Source organism: uncultured Microbacterium sp., from assembly GCF_964244775.1.
Lineage (GTDB): Bacteria > Actinomycetota > Actinomycetes > Actinomycetales > Microbacteriaceae > Microbacterium.
The window spans coordinates 1-15,837 of record NZ_CAXTJR010000006.1 but is presented as its reverse complement, the minus strand read 5'-3'; the positions used below and the strand labels follow the sequence as shown (position 1 = coordinate 15,837).

The 15,837-nt window shown below is 70.4% G+C and carries 8 protein-coding genes and 1 pseudogene; 1 reads left to right on the top strand and 8 read right to left on the bottom strand.

The genetic code is table 11. The annotated features are described in order from the left end of the window. Window positions 1-46: 46 nt before the first annotated feature. The 5 genes from ACFE6Z_RS11305 to ACFE6Z_RS11285 all read right to left on the bottom strand — a co-directional run bounded on the left by ACFE6Z_RS11305 (window position 47) and on the right by ACFE6Z_RS11285 (window position 9,873). A complete protein-coding gene (locus ACFE6Z_RS11305; protein ID WP_375385799.1) occupies window positions 47-6,169 on the bottom strand; it encodes an Ig-like domain-containing protein in 6,123 nt (2,040 codons plus the stop codon). Beyond that, window positions 6,170-7,309: a serine/threonine-protein kinase gene (locus ACFE6Z_RS11300; RefSeq protein WP_375385798.1), complete on the bottom strand. Its 1,140-nt coding sequence runs from the start codon at window positions 7,307-7,309 to the stop codon at window positions 6,170-6,172. Between the two features lie 123 nt (window positions 7,310-7,432). After that, a complete protein-coding gene (locus tag ACFE6Z_RS11295; RefSeq protein ID WP_375385797.1) occupies window positions 7,433-8,089 on the bottom strand; it encodes a spermidine/putrescine ABC transporter substrate-binding protein in 657 nt (218 codons plus the stop codon). 262 nt (window positions 8,090-8,351) lie between these two features. Next, the gene (locus ACFE6Z_RS11290; RefSeq protein WP_375385796.1) at window positions 8,352-8,846 is read right to left on the bottom strand and encodes a hypothetical protein; all 495 of its coding nucleotides are present in this window, start codon (window positions 8,844-8,846) and stop codon (window positions 8,352-8,354) included. A 1-nt stretch (window position 8,847) separates the two neighbouring features. Further along, complete coding sequence (locus tag ACFE6Z_RS11285; protein WP_375385795.1) at window positions 8,848-9,873, bottom strand: ABC transporter; 1,026 nt, start codon at window positions 9,871-9,873, stop codon at window positions 8,848-8,850. A gap of 130 nt (window positions 9,874-10,003) precedes the next feature. Between ACFE6Z_RS11285 and ACFE6Z_RS11280 the strand changes: the two genes are divergently transcribed. Then, on the top strand, window positions 10,004-10,639 hold the full coding sequence (locus ACFE6Z_RS11280; protein ID WP_375385794.1) for a hypothetical protein: 636 nt from the start codon (window positions 10,004-10,006) through the stop codon (window positions 10,637-10,639). Between the two features lie 4 nt (window positions 10,640-10,643). On the opposite strand, the gene ACFE6Z_RS11275 is transcribed toward ACFE6Z_RS11280, so the two are convergent. The 3 genes and pseudogenes from ACFE6Z_RS11275 to ACFE6Z_RS11265 all read right to left on the bottom strand — a co-directional run. Then, window positions 10,644-11,246 carry a hypothetical protein gene (locus ACFE6Z_RS11275; RefSeq protein WP_375385793.1) on the bottom strand — a complete coding sequence of 201 codons (603 nt, stop codon included), beginning with the start codon at window positions 11,244-11,246 and terminating at the stop codon, window positions 10,644-10,646. Window positions 11,247-11,403: 157 nt separating this feature from the next. Then, the gene (rpoC, locus tag ACFE6Z_RS11270) at window positions 11,404-15,294 is read right to left on the bottom strand and encodes a DNA-directed RNA polymerase subunit beta' (RefSeq protein WP_375385792.1); all 3,891 of its coding nucleotides are present in this window, start codon (window positions 15,292-15,294) and stop codon (window positions 11,404-11,406) included. A gap of 81 nt (window positions 15,295-15,375) precedes the next feature. After that, window positions 15,376-15,837: pseudogene (locus ACFE6Z_RS11265) on the bottom strand (DNA-directed RNA polymerase subunit beta); the annotation flags it as partial.

Sequence of the window (15,837 nt, the reverse complement as noted above, 5' to 3'; positions counted from 1 at the left end):
CTCTTCCGTTCGAGGGCGAAGGACAGGGGATGCTGTGGGCCGGGCATCAGGGGGTCGGCGGCAGATTGGGCTGACAGGTGGCCGCGAAGCTGGAGGTCGCGGGGGCGAGGTTCCAGCCCTGCGCCGCCCAGCTCACGGTGACCGAGATACCGCTGACCGAGGCGGTCCCGACGGGGACCAGCCACGGATCGGCGACCGGCGCGAGCACCGCTCCGAGGGCGTCGCGGTAGATGATCCCCGCCGGGTCGAACGTGATGGCCGCCTTGGCGCCGGACGGGTCGTTCGATGAATCGGCACTGGTCTGCAGCGTAGAGCCGCCGACGCACGATGCCACCGACCAGCGCGCCTGCACCTGGTAGGGCGCGCTCCCCGGCGCCGGGGTGACGTTCGCCCACGCGCTCGCTGTCCCCCACACGCGGTGCACGTAGCGCACGCGGATGCCGGGATCCCGGTCGTACACACTCGTCGGCGGGCCCGCGTCGAACTGCGGATCGTTGTTGCGCGGCGGGGTGTCGGTCGAGGTCGGAGCGGCGGTGATGCTCCATCGGGCCTGCTGGCCCTGCGGCGCGGCCGGGTCGACGCCGACCTGCGGGGTCGGGTCGACCACGAAGGTCCAGCCGACCGGCGCGTTCGCGCTCTGCGCGGCCCGGACGGAGGCCGTCGCGGTGGCGCGGCCGTACAGCTCGCCGTCGAACCACGACTCGACGCAGACCGCGAACCCGTAGTCCTGCCCGTCGGGGAGGCCGGTGAAGCTCGCCGACTCTCCGCCCGCCGTCGCGGTGCACCGCCGAGCGTCCTGCTCTGTTTCAGCCTGCACGATGCCATAGCGCAGCTGCGCGCCATCGCCATTGGAGCGAGCGGTCGCGGTCGCCCGCACGGTCGAGAGGCCTGCCCCCTCGGAGGCGGAGTCGAGGGTGAGCGCTGCGTCCAGCGGTGCGCCGATGCCGTTGGCCTGCACGGTGGCCGGGGTTCCCGCGGTAGGCCCCCCGACGCCGGACGGGACGGTGTAGCGGGGGAGCGCGGTGATCGTCACGACCGTCGCCGTGTTCGCGCCGACCCGGAAGGCCGGCACGTCGACCCTGGTCTGCCCTGCGGCCACCGGCACGCGCACCGTGTCGCCGACGGGGCTCGAGATCTCCAGCATCCCGGTGCTCACCGGATCGACCGCGGCGATCGCGAGCCGCACGATGCCGCCCTCGCCGGAGGGGGTCACGACGGGGTGCGTGGTGATCCCGGTGGGGGTGGCGGGGGCTCCGAACGCCCATGCCGTGGTGCGCACGGCGCTGAGGGATTCACCGACGGCATTGACGGCCGTCACCTCGAACGTGCGCTGCTGGCCGTTGGGCGATGCGATCGGCGGGCAGCTGCCGTCGGCCGCGCACCGCGTGATCTCCTGCCCGTCGGCCCGCACCACGAACCCGGTCAGTGCCGGATAAGCCGATCGCGCTTCACCGGGATCGACGCGGAGCGTGAGCGAACCGTCGGCGTATCCGACCTGGGTCACACTTGAGGGGGCCCTCGGATAGCCCTGCAGATCGAGGAGGATGCGGCCGTCGCGCTCGGCGTTGGTCGTGCGGCCCTGGGCATCGCGGACCGAGAAGGCGGCGGCGCACGTGGCGCCCGGAGCATCCGTCGTCCACGATGCGCGGACGGCGGTCGGCGAGACGACATCGAAGGTGACCCCGACGCATGCGCCCACGCCGATGACCCCGGCCACCTCGAGCGGAGTGCGGGGCAGCGGATTGACCTCGTCGAGCGCGCCGATCACATCGAACGTGCACGAGGTCCCCGTCGCCTGCGAGCACTGCTGCGTCACCGAGCCGCCGCGCGGAAGAGTCGACGGGGCAGCACCCACCCGCAGGATCAGGCGCGCCGGAGCGACGCCGGGATGGCTCGTGACGTTCACGGTCGCCGCCTCTTCCGCACCCGGAATCGCGCGGTCGGCGCCGGTGACCGTGACGGTCGGGCCCTGCGGGGACGACTCTTGAAAAGACACCGTGAACGCCGACCCCGAGTAGCCGACCGAGTACGCGATTCCCGCCCAGTCCTCGCGCAGCTGCCACGAGGTCATGTCACGCAACGCGAACGTGGCCGTCTCCCCCGGCCCGACGGTGATGGATGCGGGCTGGAGCACGGGCTGCGGGTTTTGCGCCACCACCGTGATGGGCACGGAGAGGTACGTCCAGTCGGACTGGCCGGCCAGGCGCACGGGCACCTGGCAGGCGTCCGCCCACGGCGCACCGGCGCCGGCGGCGTACCGCACGACCGCCCCGCCGTCGGCCGTGCACGATCCTTCGGGGCGAGCGCCGGAGGCGCGGATTTCGGGGCCGACCTCCAGCGCGCCGCCGGGCGGGAGGGCGACGAGGGTCGCCATGTCGAACGCGACCGAGCCGAGTTCGTCGACCCGTTGCGCGGGCGTCCCCTTGCGCAGCGCGAGCGTGAGGTCGTCGTCGCCGGGCACCCGCAGGAAGGCGTACGTCGTGATGGGTCCGTCGACGCCCTCGCCGGTGACGGCGAACGGGATGATCCGGGTCGTGGCGGGCAGCCGGCCGCTGAGCCGATCGCCGTCGACCGCGACATCGCCCTGCGGGTTCCACAGGCCGACGCTCAGCGACGACACGTCGCCGCCGGACCACGTCGCCTTGCCGCCGAGCACATCGACGCCCGTCGTGTAGTCCGACCGATTCTCGGCGGTGAGGACGGTGTCGGCGACCACGGGGTAATCGGGCACGCTCTCGCGCACCACCCTGACCACGATGAGGCCGCGCGCGGTGTTGCCCGATCCCGACTTCACGTCGTACAGGTACGAGATCGTCGTGGGCTCGGTCCCCGCCGCGATCGTGACGGTCGACGCGTCGGAGGTCCGCACCCGGGCGGCCTGGACGGCGTACTGGCCGCTCACCGACCCGTCGGCATGCGTCGCGGGCAGATCGGGGCGCACCGTCATCAGCCGGAGGATGCCGCCGGTCGGGTCGATGTCGTTGGCCAGCGGGCTGACCCGGATGGAATTGTCGCGGCCCGCCTGCACCTGCACGTAGTCGGTGAAGGTCACCGGGCTCGGATCCGACTGCCCGTCGCGGACGCCGACGCGCACCGTCGCCTCACCGGTCTGTCCGAACGGGTCGATGACCCGATAGCGGAACGACGCCTGCCCGCGGAAGCCGGCGACGCTCGAGTAGACGATCCCCGTGCCGTCGGCCGAGATCGTCGCAGCCCCCGTCGCGGGCTGCGAGACGATCCGGTCGAGGGTCACGACATCGCCGTCGGGATCTTCGGCGAACGGGTCGAAGGCGATGAGGGTCGACTGACCGGCCAGCACCCGGCCCTGCAGCGCCGACGGCGCGGGCGGGCGATTCGAATCATCCGACAGCACCCTCACGCGCACGGTCGCGTCATCGGCCAGGAGCGGCGCGCCGGTCGTGTACACCGAGTAGCGGATGTCGTAGTCGCCCGGTTCGGTCGGCGCCAGGTATCTGAGCAGGTCGCCGGAGGCGAACGCGAGCGCGTCGGGCGTCGAGGACACGACCGATGCGGGGTTCAGGGTCGGGCGTCCGCCGGAGGGCGCGATGTCGTTGGCGAGCACCGGGATGTCGACCTGCGACCCGGCCCGTACGACCACGGTGTCATCCACGGCGATCGGTGCGAGCTCGGGAGCCGGCGGCAGCAGGTACACGCTCGCCACCCCCTCCACCCGGGCACCGGCGTCATCGGTCCCGTCGCTGACCACATACGTCACGGTGCCGAGGCGTCCGGAGGCACCGGATGCCGTCGTGCCCGACACGCGCAGATCGCTCTGGCCGACAGCATCCACCGACGTGGACGCACCGGGATCGGGGTGGGCGACGACGTCGCTGAGGAGCAGCACGCGCCGCGTCGGGTTGGTGACCGCGGCGAACACGTCGAGCGTGGAGTCTTCCTGGGGATGGACGAACGCGACGACCGGAGCGGTGGCGAGCCCCGCGGGCGCATCGGCGGGCAGGAGCGTCACGCGCGCTGTGCCGGTCGCCTCCGAACCGCCGGCCGGTGCAGCGCCGCCGGAACCAGCGCCGCCGGAACCAGCGCCGCCGGAACCAGCGCCGCCGGAGCCAGCGCCGCCGGAGCCAGCGCCGTCGGAAACGGTGAAGCCGACCCGGTACGTGCCGGGCTGCGCCGCGGTGAAGTCGAAGGAGGTCGTGCCCCCGACGACCGTGGCGGAGGCCTGGGCGCCGTCGAGCACCCGGACCGACGTCAGCGACAGCGCGCCCGCGGTGCCCGTCACGTGCGGGGCGACGTCGACGGTGAGGCCGGCACCGACGCTGTCGAGCACGGCGAAGGACTGGACGCCGAGGGCGGGCTTCTCGGAGATGCGGACGATGAGCGACTTCGTCGTCGTCGCGCCGGCCGTGTCGGCGACGGTCACGGCGAGCTCGACCTGCGGGGGTCCGTCGCCTGCCGCGCCGTCGTCGTGGTGCTGGTAGACGACGTCGCCGGAGGGCGTGGCGGCGACACTTCCGGTGGCGCTGCCCGCCGAAACGCTGAGATCGCGCACCGACAGGAGCAGCAGCGGATCGCCCTCGGGATCGACCCACCCCGAGAGCACCGGGATCGTGATGGTGCCGCCGCGCGCCACCTCGGGTGTGGGCCAGGGCAGCAGGCAGCGCTGGACGCCGCACCACTGGGGTGCGGTGTTCTGCGCCGCCGGCGCGACCGTCAGCGTCACCGTGGTCGGGGGCGAGATGAGACCCGCACCCGATGTGCCGTCGGTTACCGCGTACCGGAAGGTCGCACTGCCCGTGGCCCCCGGCGCGACGCGGACGGCGAGGCGCTGATCCTGATCGGTCAGACTGACCGTGCCGAAGCCGGGGTCCAGGCCCGTGACCGACGTCGGATCGATGCTCAGCACGTCGGTGTTCGGGTCGTGGTCGTTCAGGAGCACCGGGAGGCTCGCGAGGTCGCCCGCCCGCACCCCGAACGCATCGGGTTCGGCGACCGGTGGCCGGGGGTCGATCACGACGCTCAGCTGATCCTCGCTGGGTGCGGCGGCGGGGTTCGCGCGTGTATCGAGCGACCAGTCCTGGCTCGATCGCACGAGCGCTCCTCCTGGTACCGTCCACACCCACCCCGACCGCGTCTCGTTCAGGATGACCGCAGCGCCCGTGGCGCTGAACACGGGCCGCCGATCGTCGGGGAGCACCGACCCGGCGTAGTCGAGGGGCTTCTCACCGTCACGAGAACTCCACAGCACGCCTCCGGCGTCGCTCTGCGGCAGCCACGCCGCGAAGACCTCGCCGTCGTGCACGAGGGGGCGCGCCGGCGTGCCCCGCGCCGCCCCGGGCGCGCCGACGAGGGTGGTGAGCGCCGAACCGTCGACCGGGACGCGCACGAGCGAGCTCTCATCGGCCAACAGGACCGCCGCACCCGACGGATCGGGATCGGCCACCACGACCGCACCCGTCGTGGGCGCGCGCACAGAGTTTCCCGCATCGCGCAGCCAGACCTCACCGGTCGTGGTGTCAACGACCGCCCATCGGTCACCGGCCGCGGTGATCGCCGGAGCCGCGAGCGGCGCGATCGCCAGAGGATCGCGACCCTTCACCTTCCCGGCCGTCACGTCGTAGCGGAGCACTGCGGCATCGGATGCGGAGTAGGCGAACAGGATGCCGCGCTCGTCGATCGCGATCGCGTCGGCCGTGTACTGGGGAGCGTCGGTCGAGGCATCCCGGAAAGGATCGATCTGCACAGCCTGATCTGCAGACAGCCGCCCCGCGAACACCGCCCCCGCATCGGTCCGGTAGGCGACGAAGTCACCGGCGGTGACGACGTCGATCGTGCCGGCGGGGGTGGCCGGCGACGCGCGCAGCGTCTGCTCGTCGAGGTTCGCCGGCAGCGCCTCGTCGATCCTGGTGAGCCTGCTGCTGCTGTCGGTGAACAGATACGCCGCACCGCCCGACTGGGCCACGCTCGACGGGTTGCCGACGCTGCGGACGGTGTCGAGCTCGCCGATGGACGTGTTCACCCGCGCATAGCGCCGGCCGTCGCCCGTCTGCAGCGCCCAGACCGAGGTGTCGACCGGCGGCGTCTCCTGCGCGTCGAGCCCTGGCCAGACGATCGCAGCGCCGACCGCGAGGGCGACAGCGACGGCGGACGCGACCAGCCCGACCCAGTGACGCGGAGGCAGGGAACGGCGCATCTAGACGCCTCCTGCGAGGAGCCCGGCGACGACCGCCGCGACCGCGACGACGATCGCGACCGCACCCCCGAGGATCCAGTACCGCGAACGGGTACGGCCCTCCCCCGAGATCTCGGCATCTTCGTCGCGGGCGAAGCTCGTCACGGCCGGGGCAGGCTCCACCCTGCGCCTGCTTTCGTGCTCGATCCGCGAACGCTGCGGGCCCCGCAGCGCGGTGTCGGCGAAATCCACGGATTCGGATGCCGGTGCCCACTCGTCGACCGGGATCTCCATCGGCGACGGCGCGATGCCCTGGGCGAGCTGGACGCTCCGAAGCTCCTCGCCGAATGCCGCGGCCGACGGGTGCCGTCGCCGCGGATCGCGATCCATGGCCCGCGCGAGCACGTCCTGGAGTGCGTCGGGCAGATCGGGGCGCGGGATCGGCGTGTAGACGGCGCGGGCGATGCGCCGGCGGAGCTGCTCGCGGGAGTTCTCGCCGCCGCTTCCGTCGGCGGCGCGCCGCTCGAACGGGCTGCGGCCGGCGGCGAGGGAATACACCGTCGCCCCCAGGCTCCATACCTCGCTGGCGACGGATCCCGTGGTCTGCTCGGTGATCACCTCGGGGGCGCTCCACGGCACCGACATCGCGAGCATCTCGCCCTCGGGCGTGCGCGCGAGCGACGACGAGATGCCGAAGTCGGCCAGCACAGGGGTTCCGAACGAGGTGATCAGGATGTTGCTCGGCTTGATGTCACGGTGGACGAGGCCCGCACGATGGGCGGATTCCAGCGCCCCCGACATCCGCACTCCGATCGAGAGCACTTCGTCCAGCGGGATGCGCTCGACCCGGTAGCGCTGCGCCAGCGACCCCGGGCAGTACTCCATCACGATGTACGGGCGCCCGTCGGCGGAGATGCCGGCCTGGTAGACCGTGACGATCGACGGATGGGCCGAGAGGTGGGCCAGCACATCGGCCTCGGCGTTGAACATGCGCAGCAGCTCAGGGTCGCGCACGTCGCTGGGCAGCACCTTGACGGCGACGCTGCGGCGAGGCATGTCCTGTTGATAGAGGAAGACATCGGCGAACCCGCCCGAGCCGAGCGGGCGGACGTAGTCCAAGCCCGGCAGGATCGGCGGCGCAGAGGGCAGACGCTTGGCCATTGCACCTCCGGGATCGACGGGTCGCGCTCGCGCAACCCGAACGAGGCGCTCCATGATGCTAACAAACGCGATTCCGCCACATTCCGGGGGGCGCTGCGTCCTGTGCACAAGGATCGGGGGGCGCTACTGCCCCGGCTCGGCGCGCGGATCGAACGGAGCATCCAGCGAGCGGGTGAGCTCCTGCAGCATGGCCTCGATCTGCGGCTCGACGTACTGCCCGATCGCGGCCTGGATGCGAAGGCGATGGTGCAGCAGGATCGTGCACACCTCGCGCCCGATCATGTTGGCGTAGTCGTCGGCGAGCCCCACCTCCTGCCGGAGGGCCGCCTTCGCGTCGGGGCTGAGGGGCGGGAGGTCGGGCACATCGGCGTCGGCGGCTTCGGCCAGACCCGAGATCGTGAACAGGAACGGCGACCCCGGAACGGGATCGGGGTCAAGCGGCAGCCCCTCGTACTCCGGATCGAGTCCCTCGGCGGGGCGATAGCTGCGGGCACGGTTGCGCGCGGCCTGCTGGTCGAGCTCGGCCTGCAGCATCGGCAGGTTCAGTGCGGTGTATTCGGCGACCGAGTGGTCGACGATCGTCTTGATGCGCGTCGACAGGCCGTGCTGCACTCCGTGCGGCACATCCGACCCGAGGCCGGCGGCCGACAGCACCGGCGAGCCGAAGCACCGTCGGCACGGAGCCACTCGTCCGCGGTGGGTCGCAGGCTCCCAGCGCGGCAGCCAGCGCAGCCAGGCATCGACGGCCTGGCTGACCTGCGTTTCGAGCGAGCGCTCCACGGGACCCAAGGGTATCGCCGGGGGTGGCGTCCTGGCCAGGATGCCGTAACGGGCGGCGCGTCGGATCGCGCCATCCGCCCCCGCAATGCACCCTCGGCGTTCGCAATGCACCCTCGGCGTTCGCAATGCACCCTCGGCGTTTCGGATCGCGCCATCCGCCACCGCAATGCACCCTCGGCGGTCCGTGAGGGTGCATTGCGGAGCGTGAGGGTGCATTGCGGAGCGTGAGGGTGCATTGCGGGGGGCGGATGCTGCGCATCCGTCACTCGTCTTCGTTACCCTCCCACGGCCAGCGCGGGCGGTGCGCTCGTGTGCGCACGAGGGCGATGCCGCCCCAGCCCGCCACGCACCCGGCCACCGCGAGGACCAGACCGAACCAGGACGTGGCGACGCGGCCCGCCGCGGCGGTGACGGCCGCCGGGTCGACGCCGGCGAAGAGGCCGCCGATCCACACGCCGGCCAGGTACCCGAGGAAGGCGGCCAGGCCCGCCACCAGCGCGCCGGCGAAGGACGGCCGCGGGCGGCGCAGGGCCGGCCACAGGCCGCCGGAGAACGCGGCGGTCGCCACGATCATGCCGAGCACACCGGGGATCGGGCCGAGGCCTCGCACCGAGATGACGTCCTGGTCGAGGATCAGGCTGGCAAGACCCAGGCCGCAGATCGCCAGCGCGACGAAGCCGACGACGGCGTAGCCCAGCGCGAGGGGCGGACGCACCGGCCCGCCCTGGTCGGGTCCGGCCGGCGTCTGCCCCGTCATGTCACCGCTGGACGAGCTGCGGGCCCGCCTCGAGCGTGCGCTCGTACTCGCGCTGAGCCTCGATGTTGAGCTCGGTCACGCGCGCGCCACGGGCGGCCACCCATGCCCCGAACCAGATCGTCAGCTCGCGGCCGATGATGAACGCCGCGATCGCGAGCGGGGCGAGCAGCTGGCTCTCGACGAGCGCGCGGCCCTCGCTGGCGGTGAGCGTCCAGAACGGGGCCTGGAACAGCTGGCCGAGGATGTGGCCGCCGTAGCTGGCCACACCCACCAGGAGACCGAGGTTGACCCAGACACCCCAGCGCCCGCGGTTGATGATCGCGCCGAGTAGCCAGAACGCGATGAAGAAGACGCCGACGGTCACCCACAGCGACCAGGTGCCGAGGGCGGCCAGCGCGGTGGAACCGACGTTGTCGATCGTCACGGCACCCGTGATCGCGCCGAAACCGAGCCACGCCGCGAGGTACAGCACCGCGAAGGAGAGGGCCGCGAGCAGGCCGATCGCGCCGGCGGCGGCACGGTTGCCGCGGGGCAGCGGCGCTTCGGGCGCCTGGACGAAGATCGGCTGGGGCGCTGCGGCGGCAGCGGATACGACCGGGGCGACGACGACCGGGGCGACGACGGTCGCATCGGCGGCGCCGGTCGGGTTGGAGTACATGCCCGGGACGTACTCCTGCACGTCGTCCGGCTCGGATGCCGCATCCGACGCAGCCGGGGCGGAAGCGGGCGCGACATACGCGGGCTCGACGGGCGCCGGCTCCTGCGCGACGGGTGCGGCGGGCGGCTCGGCGGTCGGTTCCACGGTGTCCTCCACTCTGTCTTCCACGATCGCGGGCTCTGCGTATGCGGGTTCTGCGACGGTCTGCGCTGCGGCAGCCGTCTCCGCGTCGGTCGATTCGGGGGTGACGGCATCGCGGCGGGCGGCGTCAGCATCCGCAAGTCCCTCGTGGGCGCGACCGACGACGTCGTCATCGACCGACGTGGGCTCTTCGACCGGCTCGCCGTACGACGATTTCGGATCACTCATCGGATGTGCTCCTCACGCGAGGGACCTCCCCGCACCGGGAGGTTATCGCGCGTCGGCGACAGCGGCCCGGAGGCGTGCCGCTGTGTGTCGTGGTCGGGTTTCCTGCCGGGTCGACGGTTATCGTGGCCCAATGAGACACAGGCGCAGTCCACGGGTGGTGATGGGGGTGGTCGCAGCATCCGTTCTGCTGGCGCTGCTGACCCTCACCGCCTGCGCACCCGAGCCCATCCCCCAGGCCTCCGGCGGGCCGACAGGTTCTGCGGATGCCGGGCCCACCGCGACCGCGACGACGGCGCCCCCTGCGTCATCCAGCGCTGCGCCCACCCCGATCGGGTCGGCCACCCCCGGCGTGTACGCGGTGCCGACCGATTGCGCGGCCATGGTCAACTCGTCGGTGATCGCGCAGTTCGGCACGACGCCGCTGAACGACCCGGCGTTCGATCCGACGGGGGTGCAGCCAGACGGAAGCCTCATCTGCGTCTGGGGCGACCCCAGGGCCGACACGACGCGACTCATGACGACGGTCACGCTCATGTCGCGCGGCCCGGCCCTCGACCTGCTCAACCAGCTGGCCGACACCCAGGGCTTCACGTGCTTCACACCCCAGGGCGGCACGCGGTGCGAGAAGACGTGGCAGAACACTCAGTATCCGGTCACCGACGGCCGCACGCTGTTCTGGCGCGACGGCATCCTCATCGACACGAAATTCTCCAACCTCGCGCCGACCGGCTACACCGACAGCATCGTGAGCTCGATCTTCGGCTGAGCCGTCACTTCCAGACGAGGGCCGCGACGCGCTCGGAGTACTGCGACGGATCCCAGTCGGTCAGCGTGCTCGACAGCCACAGTCCGCCGCCGAGCTCCAGGGTCTCCACGACATGGTCCGTGCTCTTCACACACCGAACGCGCTCGCCCTCGTCGGTGCACCCGAAACCCTCGCCGGGGAGGGATGCCGCGGCGATCGCCCCCGCGTCGGTGGCGACATCCGCGACAGTCGTCGAGATCGACGCGCCGTCGGCGCCGTGCCACGTGCACGTCAGCCGCACCTGGGGGGCGAGCGCAGTGGCGAGGGTCGTCGCCGTGGTCACCGGCGCCGCCGTGTCGGGGGTGAGGATCGCGTCGGGGGCGAGGACGAGCGTGGCCCAGAGCGCGTCGTTGTAGAGGCCGCGGCAGGTCGTGGGCACCCCGTCCGCCGACTCCGGATCGGCCGAGGCCGCCGGCGCGGCGAGCGAGCCGTCGACGGCGCTCCCCACCCAGCCGATCGCCGCGGGAACCATCGGAAGCGCGAGCCACCCGAGCGCCCCCACCGCGGCGAGGCAGAGTACGCCGACGGGGATCGCGACCCACATGCTGCGTCCGCCGATGCGCGCCATCAGCCACCTCCATCCCCGCCCACAACGCTAAGCGCGGGGGCGCCGCAGGCCCCTTCCGGCACGCCGCCCCGGCCCGGGAACGCCGAAAGGCCCCGGCGTGAGCCGGGGCCTTTCGGTGGGATGACGGGATGCCCGGAGACCAGGCATCCCGTCGGTGTCAGTTGTACGTGCCGGGCGTGAAGTCGTCCGTCGAGAAGCTGTCGAAATCGACGTAGCTCAGGTCGGCGTCGCTGTAGGCGCCGTCCGACGCGAAGATGCGGTTGGGGTACCGCTCGCTCTTCGCCTCTTCCGTCGCCTCGACGATGACGTCGCGGTACTTCGCGAGTCCCGTTCCGGCGGGGATGAGCTTTCCGATGATGACGTTCTCCTTGAGGCCGAGCAGCGGGTCGCTCTTGCCCTCCATGGCGGCCTGCGTCAGAACGCGGGTCGTCTCCTGGAAGGAAGCGGCCGACAGCCACGACTCCGTCGCGAGCGACGCCTTCGTGATACCCATGAGCTCCGGACGACCCGACGCGGGGCGCTTGCCCTCTGCCACCGCCGCGCGGTTCATGTTCTGGTACTTCTTGAAGTCGACCAGCTCACCCGGGAGCAGCGTGGTCTCGCCGTGGTCGACCACGGTGACCTTGCGCAGCATCTGACGGACGATGACCTCGATGTGCTTGTCGTGGATCGGCACACCCTGCGAGCGGTAGACGCCCTGAACACCGTTGACGAGGTAGCGCTGCACCTCGCGGGCGCCCATGACGCGCATGACCTCCTTGGGGTCGAGCGTGCCCACCAGGATCGGCTGACCGACCGTGACCCGCTGGCCGTCCTCGACGAGCAGCGTCGCACGGCGCAAGACCGGGTAGACGTGCGGCTCGTCGCCGTTGTCGGGCGTGAGGATGACCTTCTTGGCGCGGTCGGTCTCTTCGATCGTGATGCGCCCGTCGGACTCCGCGATCGGCGACGCACCCTTGGGGGTACGGGCCTCGAAGAGCTCCTGCACGCGGGGCAGACCCTGCGTGATGTCGTCGGCCGAAGCCGAACCGCCGGTGTGGAAGGTGCGCATCGTCAGCTGCGTTCCGGGCTCACCGATCGACTGGGCCGCGATGATGCCCACGGCCTCGCCGATGTCGACGAGCTTGCCGGTCGCCAGCGAACGGCCGTAGCAGTTCTGGCAGACGCCGACAGCCGAATCGCAGGTCAGGACGGAGCGGACCTTGATGGTCTCGACCCCAGCCTCGACGAGCTTGTTGATCAGCACGTCGCCGATGTCGTCGCCGGCCTTGGCCAGCACCTCACCGGAGGGGCTCACGACCTCTGCGGCCAGCGAACGGGCGAACACCGAGTTCTCGACGTTCGGGTCCTTCACGAGCACACCGTCGGCACCGGGGGTGGCGATGGGGAGCTCGAGGCCCTTGGTCGTGCCGCAGTCCTCCTCGCGGATGATGACATCCTGCGAGACGTCGACCAGGCGCCTGGTGAGGTACCCCGAGTCGGCGGTACGCAGGGCCGTGTCGGCCAGACCCTTGCGGGCACCGTGCGTGGCGATGAAGTACTCGGCCACCGACAGACCCTCGCGGTACGAGGAGATGATCGGACGGGGGATGATCTCGCCCTTGGGGTTGTTCACGAGGCCGCGCATACCGGCGATGTTGCGGATCTGCAGCCAGTTACCACGAGCACCCGACGACACCATGCGGTTGATGGTGTTGTCTTCGGGGTAGTTGTCGCGCATGGCCTTCTGGACGGCATCCGTCGCCTCGGTCCAGATCTTGATGAGCTCCTGGCGACGCTCCGAGTCGGTCGTCAGACCCTTCTCGAACTGCGCCTGGACCTTGGCGGCCTGCTTCTCGTAGCCACCCACGATCTCGGCCTTGTTGGGCGGGGTGAGGATGTCGGACAGCGCCACCGTGACACCCGAACGGGTGGCCCAGTAGAAGCCGGCGTCCTTGATCCGGTCGAGCGAGGCCGCGACCTCGACCTTGGGGTACTCCTCGGCCAGCTTGTTGACGATCTGCGACAGCTTGCCCTTATCGGCCTGCTCGCGAACGAACGGGTAGCCCTTGGGCAGGGTGTCGTTGAAGATCGCCTGACCGAGCGAGGTGACCACGAGGCCGTTGCGCTCGTACGTCGCGATGGTCTCGGGCGTCTCGCCCTCCGACTCGAGGAACGTGAGTCCCGGGATGCGGATGCGCACGGATGCCTGCAGGTCGAGGGTTCCCTCGTCCTTGGCCAGGATCGCCTCGCCGACCGAACCGAACACGCGACCCTCGCCGGCTGCACCCTTCTTGACCGTGGTCAGGTGGTGCAGGCCGATGATCATGTCCTGCGAAGGCAGGGTGACGGGGCGCCCGTCGGACGGCTTCAGGATGTTGTTCGACGCGAGCATCAGGATGCGGGCCTCGGCCTGAGCCTCGACCGACAGCGGCAGGTGCACAGCCATCTGGTCACCGTCGAAGTCCGCGTTGAACGCGGTGCAGACGAGCGGGTGCAGCTGGATGGCCTTGCCCTCGACGAGCTGAGGCTCGAAGGCCTGGATGCCGAGGCGGTGCAGGGTCGGCGCACGGTTCAGCAGCACGGGGCGCTCGCGGATGATCTCCTCGAGCACGTCCCACACCTCGGGGCGCGCGCGCTCGACGGAGCGCTTGGCCGCCTTGATGTTCTGCGAGTGACCGAGGTCGATCAGGCGCTTGATGACGAACGGCTTGAACAGCTCCAGCGCCATCTGCTTGGGCAGGCCGCACTGGTGCAGCTTCAGCTGGGGTCCGACGATGATGACCGAACGGCCCGAGTAGTCCACGCGCTTGCCGAGCAGGTTCTGACGGAACCGGCCCTGCTTGCCCTTGAGCATGTCGGACAGCGACTTCAGCGCACGGTTGCCCGTACCGGTCACGGGCCGGCCTCGGCGGCCGTTGTCGAACAGTGCGTCGACGGCCTCCTGCAGCATCCGCTTCTCGTTGTTGACGATGATCTCGGGGGCACCGAGGTCGATCAGGCGACGGAGGCGGTTGTTGCGGTTGATCACGCGGCGGTACAGGTCGTTCAGGTCGGAGGTCGCGAAGCGGCCACCGTCCAGCTGCACCATCGGGCGCAGCTCCGGCGGGATCACCGGCACGACGTCCAGCACCATGGATGCTGGGCTCATGCCCGTCGACAGGAACGAGTTGACGACCTTGAGGCGCTTGATCGCACGGATCTTGCGCTGGCCCTTGCCCTCGGAGATCTGCAGGTGCAGGTCTTCGGACTCCTGGGCCAGGTCGAACGCGAGCAGGCGGCGCTTGATCGACTCGGCGCCCATGTAGGCCTCGAAGTACTGACCGAAGCGGTCCTGGAGCTCGTGGAAGATCTCGTCCTCGCCCTTCAGGGCGCCCACCTCGAGGGTGCGGAAGTCTTCCCACACCTTCTCGAGCCGGGTGATCTGGTCGTCGAAGGACTTGCGGATGCCCGTCATGTCCTTCTCGGCGGCGTCCTTGACCTTCTTCTTCTGGTCGGCCTTCGCGCCCTCTTCCTCCAGGGCGGCGAGTTCCTCTTCCAGCTTCTGCAGGCGGGTCGCGATGCGGGCATCGCGACGGTCGCCGAGCGTCTTCAGTTCGAGACGGATGTTGTTCTCCTGCGTCGGAAGGTCGCGCTGGCGCGCCTCCTGGTCGACGGAGATCACCATGTAGGCGGCGAAGTAGATGACCTTCTCGAGGTCTTTCGGCGCCATGTCCAGCAGGTAGCCCAGGCGCGACGGGACGCCCTTGAAGTACCAGATGTGGGTCACGGGAGCGGCGAGCTCGATGTGGCCCATGCGCTCACGACGGACGGAGGACTTGGTGACCTCCACGCCGCAGCGCTCGCAGACGATTCCCTTGAAGCGGACGCGCTTGTACTTTCCGCACGCGCACTCCCAGTCACGGCTCGGTCCGAAGATCTGCTCTCCGAAGAGGCCGTCCTTCTCGGGCTTGAGCGTGCGGTAGTTGATGGTCTCGGGCTTCTTGACCTCGCCGAATGACCAACGACGGATGTCGTCTGCGGTGGCCAGACCGATGCGAAGCTGGTCGAACGTATTTGATTCGAGCACTGGTTCTCCTGTGTCGGAATTCTTTAGAAGTGAGTGATTCGTTGATCGACGGGGCGCGCTAGCGCCGCATCGACATCAGGATCAGATCTCGTCGATCGACGAGGACTCGAAACGGCTGGAGATGTTGATGCCGAGCTCTTCCGCGGCGCGGAATGCCTCGTCATCGGTGTCGCGGAGGTTGACCGGGGTGCCGTCCGCCGAGAGGACCTCGACGTTCAAGCACAGCGACTGCATCTCCTTCATGAGCACCTTGAAGGACTCGGGGATGCCGGGCTCCTGGATGTTCTCGCCCTTGACGATCGCCTCATACACCTTGACGCGGCCGAGGATGTCGTCGGACTTGATCGTGAGGAGCTCCTGAAGCGCGTACGCCGCACCGTAGGCCTCGAGGGCCCACACCTCCATCTCACCGAAGCGCTGTCCACCGAACTGCGCCTTACCACCCAGCGGCTGCTGCGTGATCATCGAGTACGGACCGGTCGAGCGGGCGTGGATCTTGTCGTCGACGAGGTGGTGCAGCTTCAGGATGTACATGTAGCCGAC

Bases quoted from the DNA above. Each gene is read 5' to 3' on its own strand.
- ACFE6Z_RS11305 (WP_375385799.1), bottom strand. From the start codon at position 6,169: ATGCGCCGTTCCCTGCCTCCGCGTCACTGGGTCGGGCTGGTCGCGTCC.
- ACFE6Z_RS11300 (WP_375385798.1), bottom strand. From the start codon at position 7,309: ATGGCCAAGCGTCTGCCCTCTGCGCCGCCGATCCTGCCGGGCTTGGAC.
- ACFE6Z_RS11290 (WP_375385796.1), bottom strand. From the start codon at position 8,846: ATGACGGGGCAGACGCCGGCCGGACCCGACCAGGGCGGGCCGGTGCGT.
- ACFE6Z_RS11285 (WP_375385795.1), bottom strand. From the start codon at position 9,873: ATGAGTGATCCGAAATCGTCGTACGGCGAGCCGGTCGAAGAGCCCACG.
- ACFE6Z_RS11280 (WP_375385794.1), top strand. From the start codon at position 10,004: ATGAGACACAGGCGCAGTCCACGGGTGGTGATGGGGGTGGTCGCAGCA.
- ACFE6Z_RS11275 (WP_375385793.1), bottom strand. From the start codon at position 11,246: ATGGCGCGCATCGGCGGACGCAGCATGTGGGTCGCGATCCCCGTCGGC.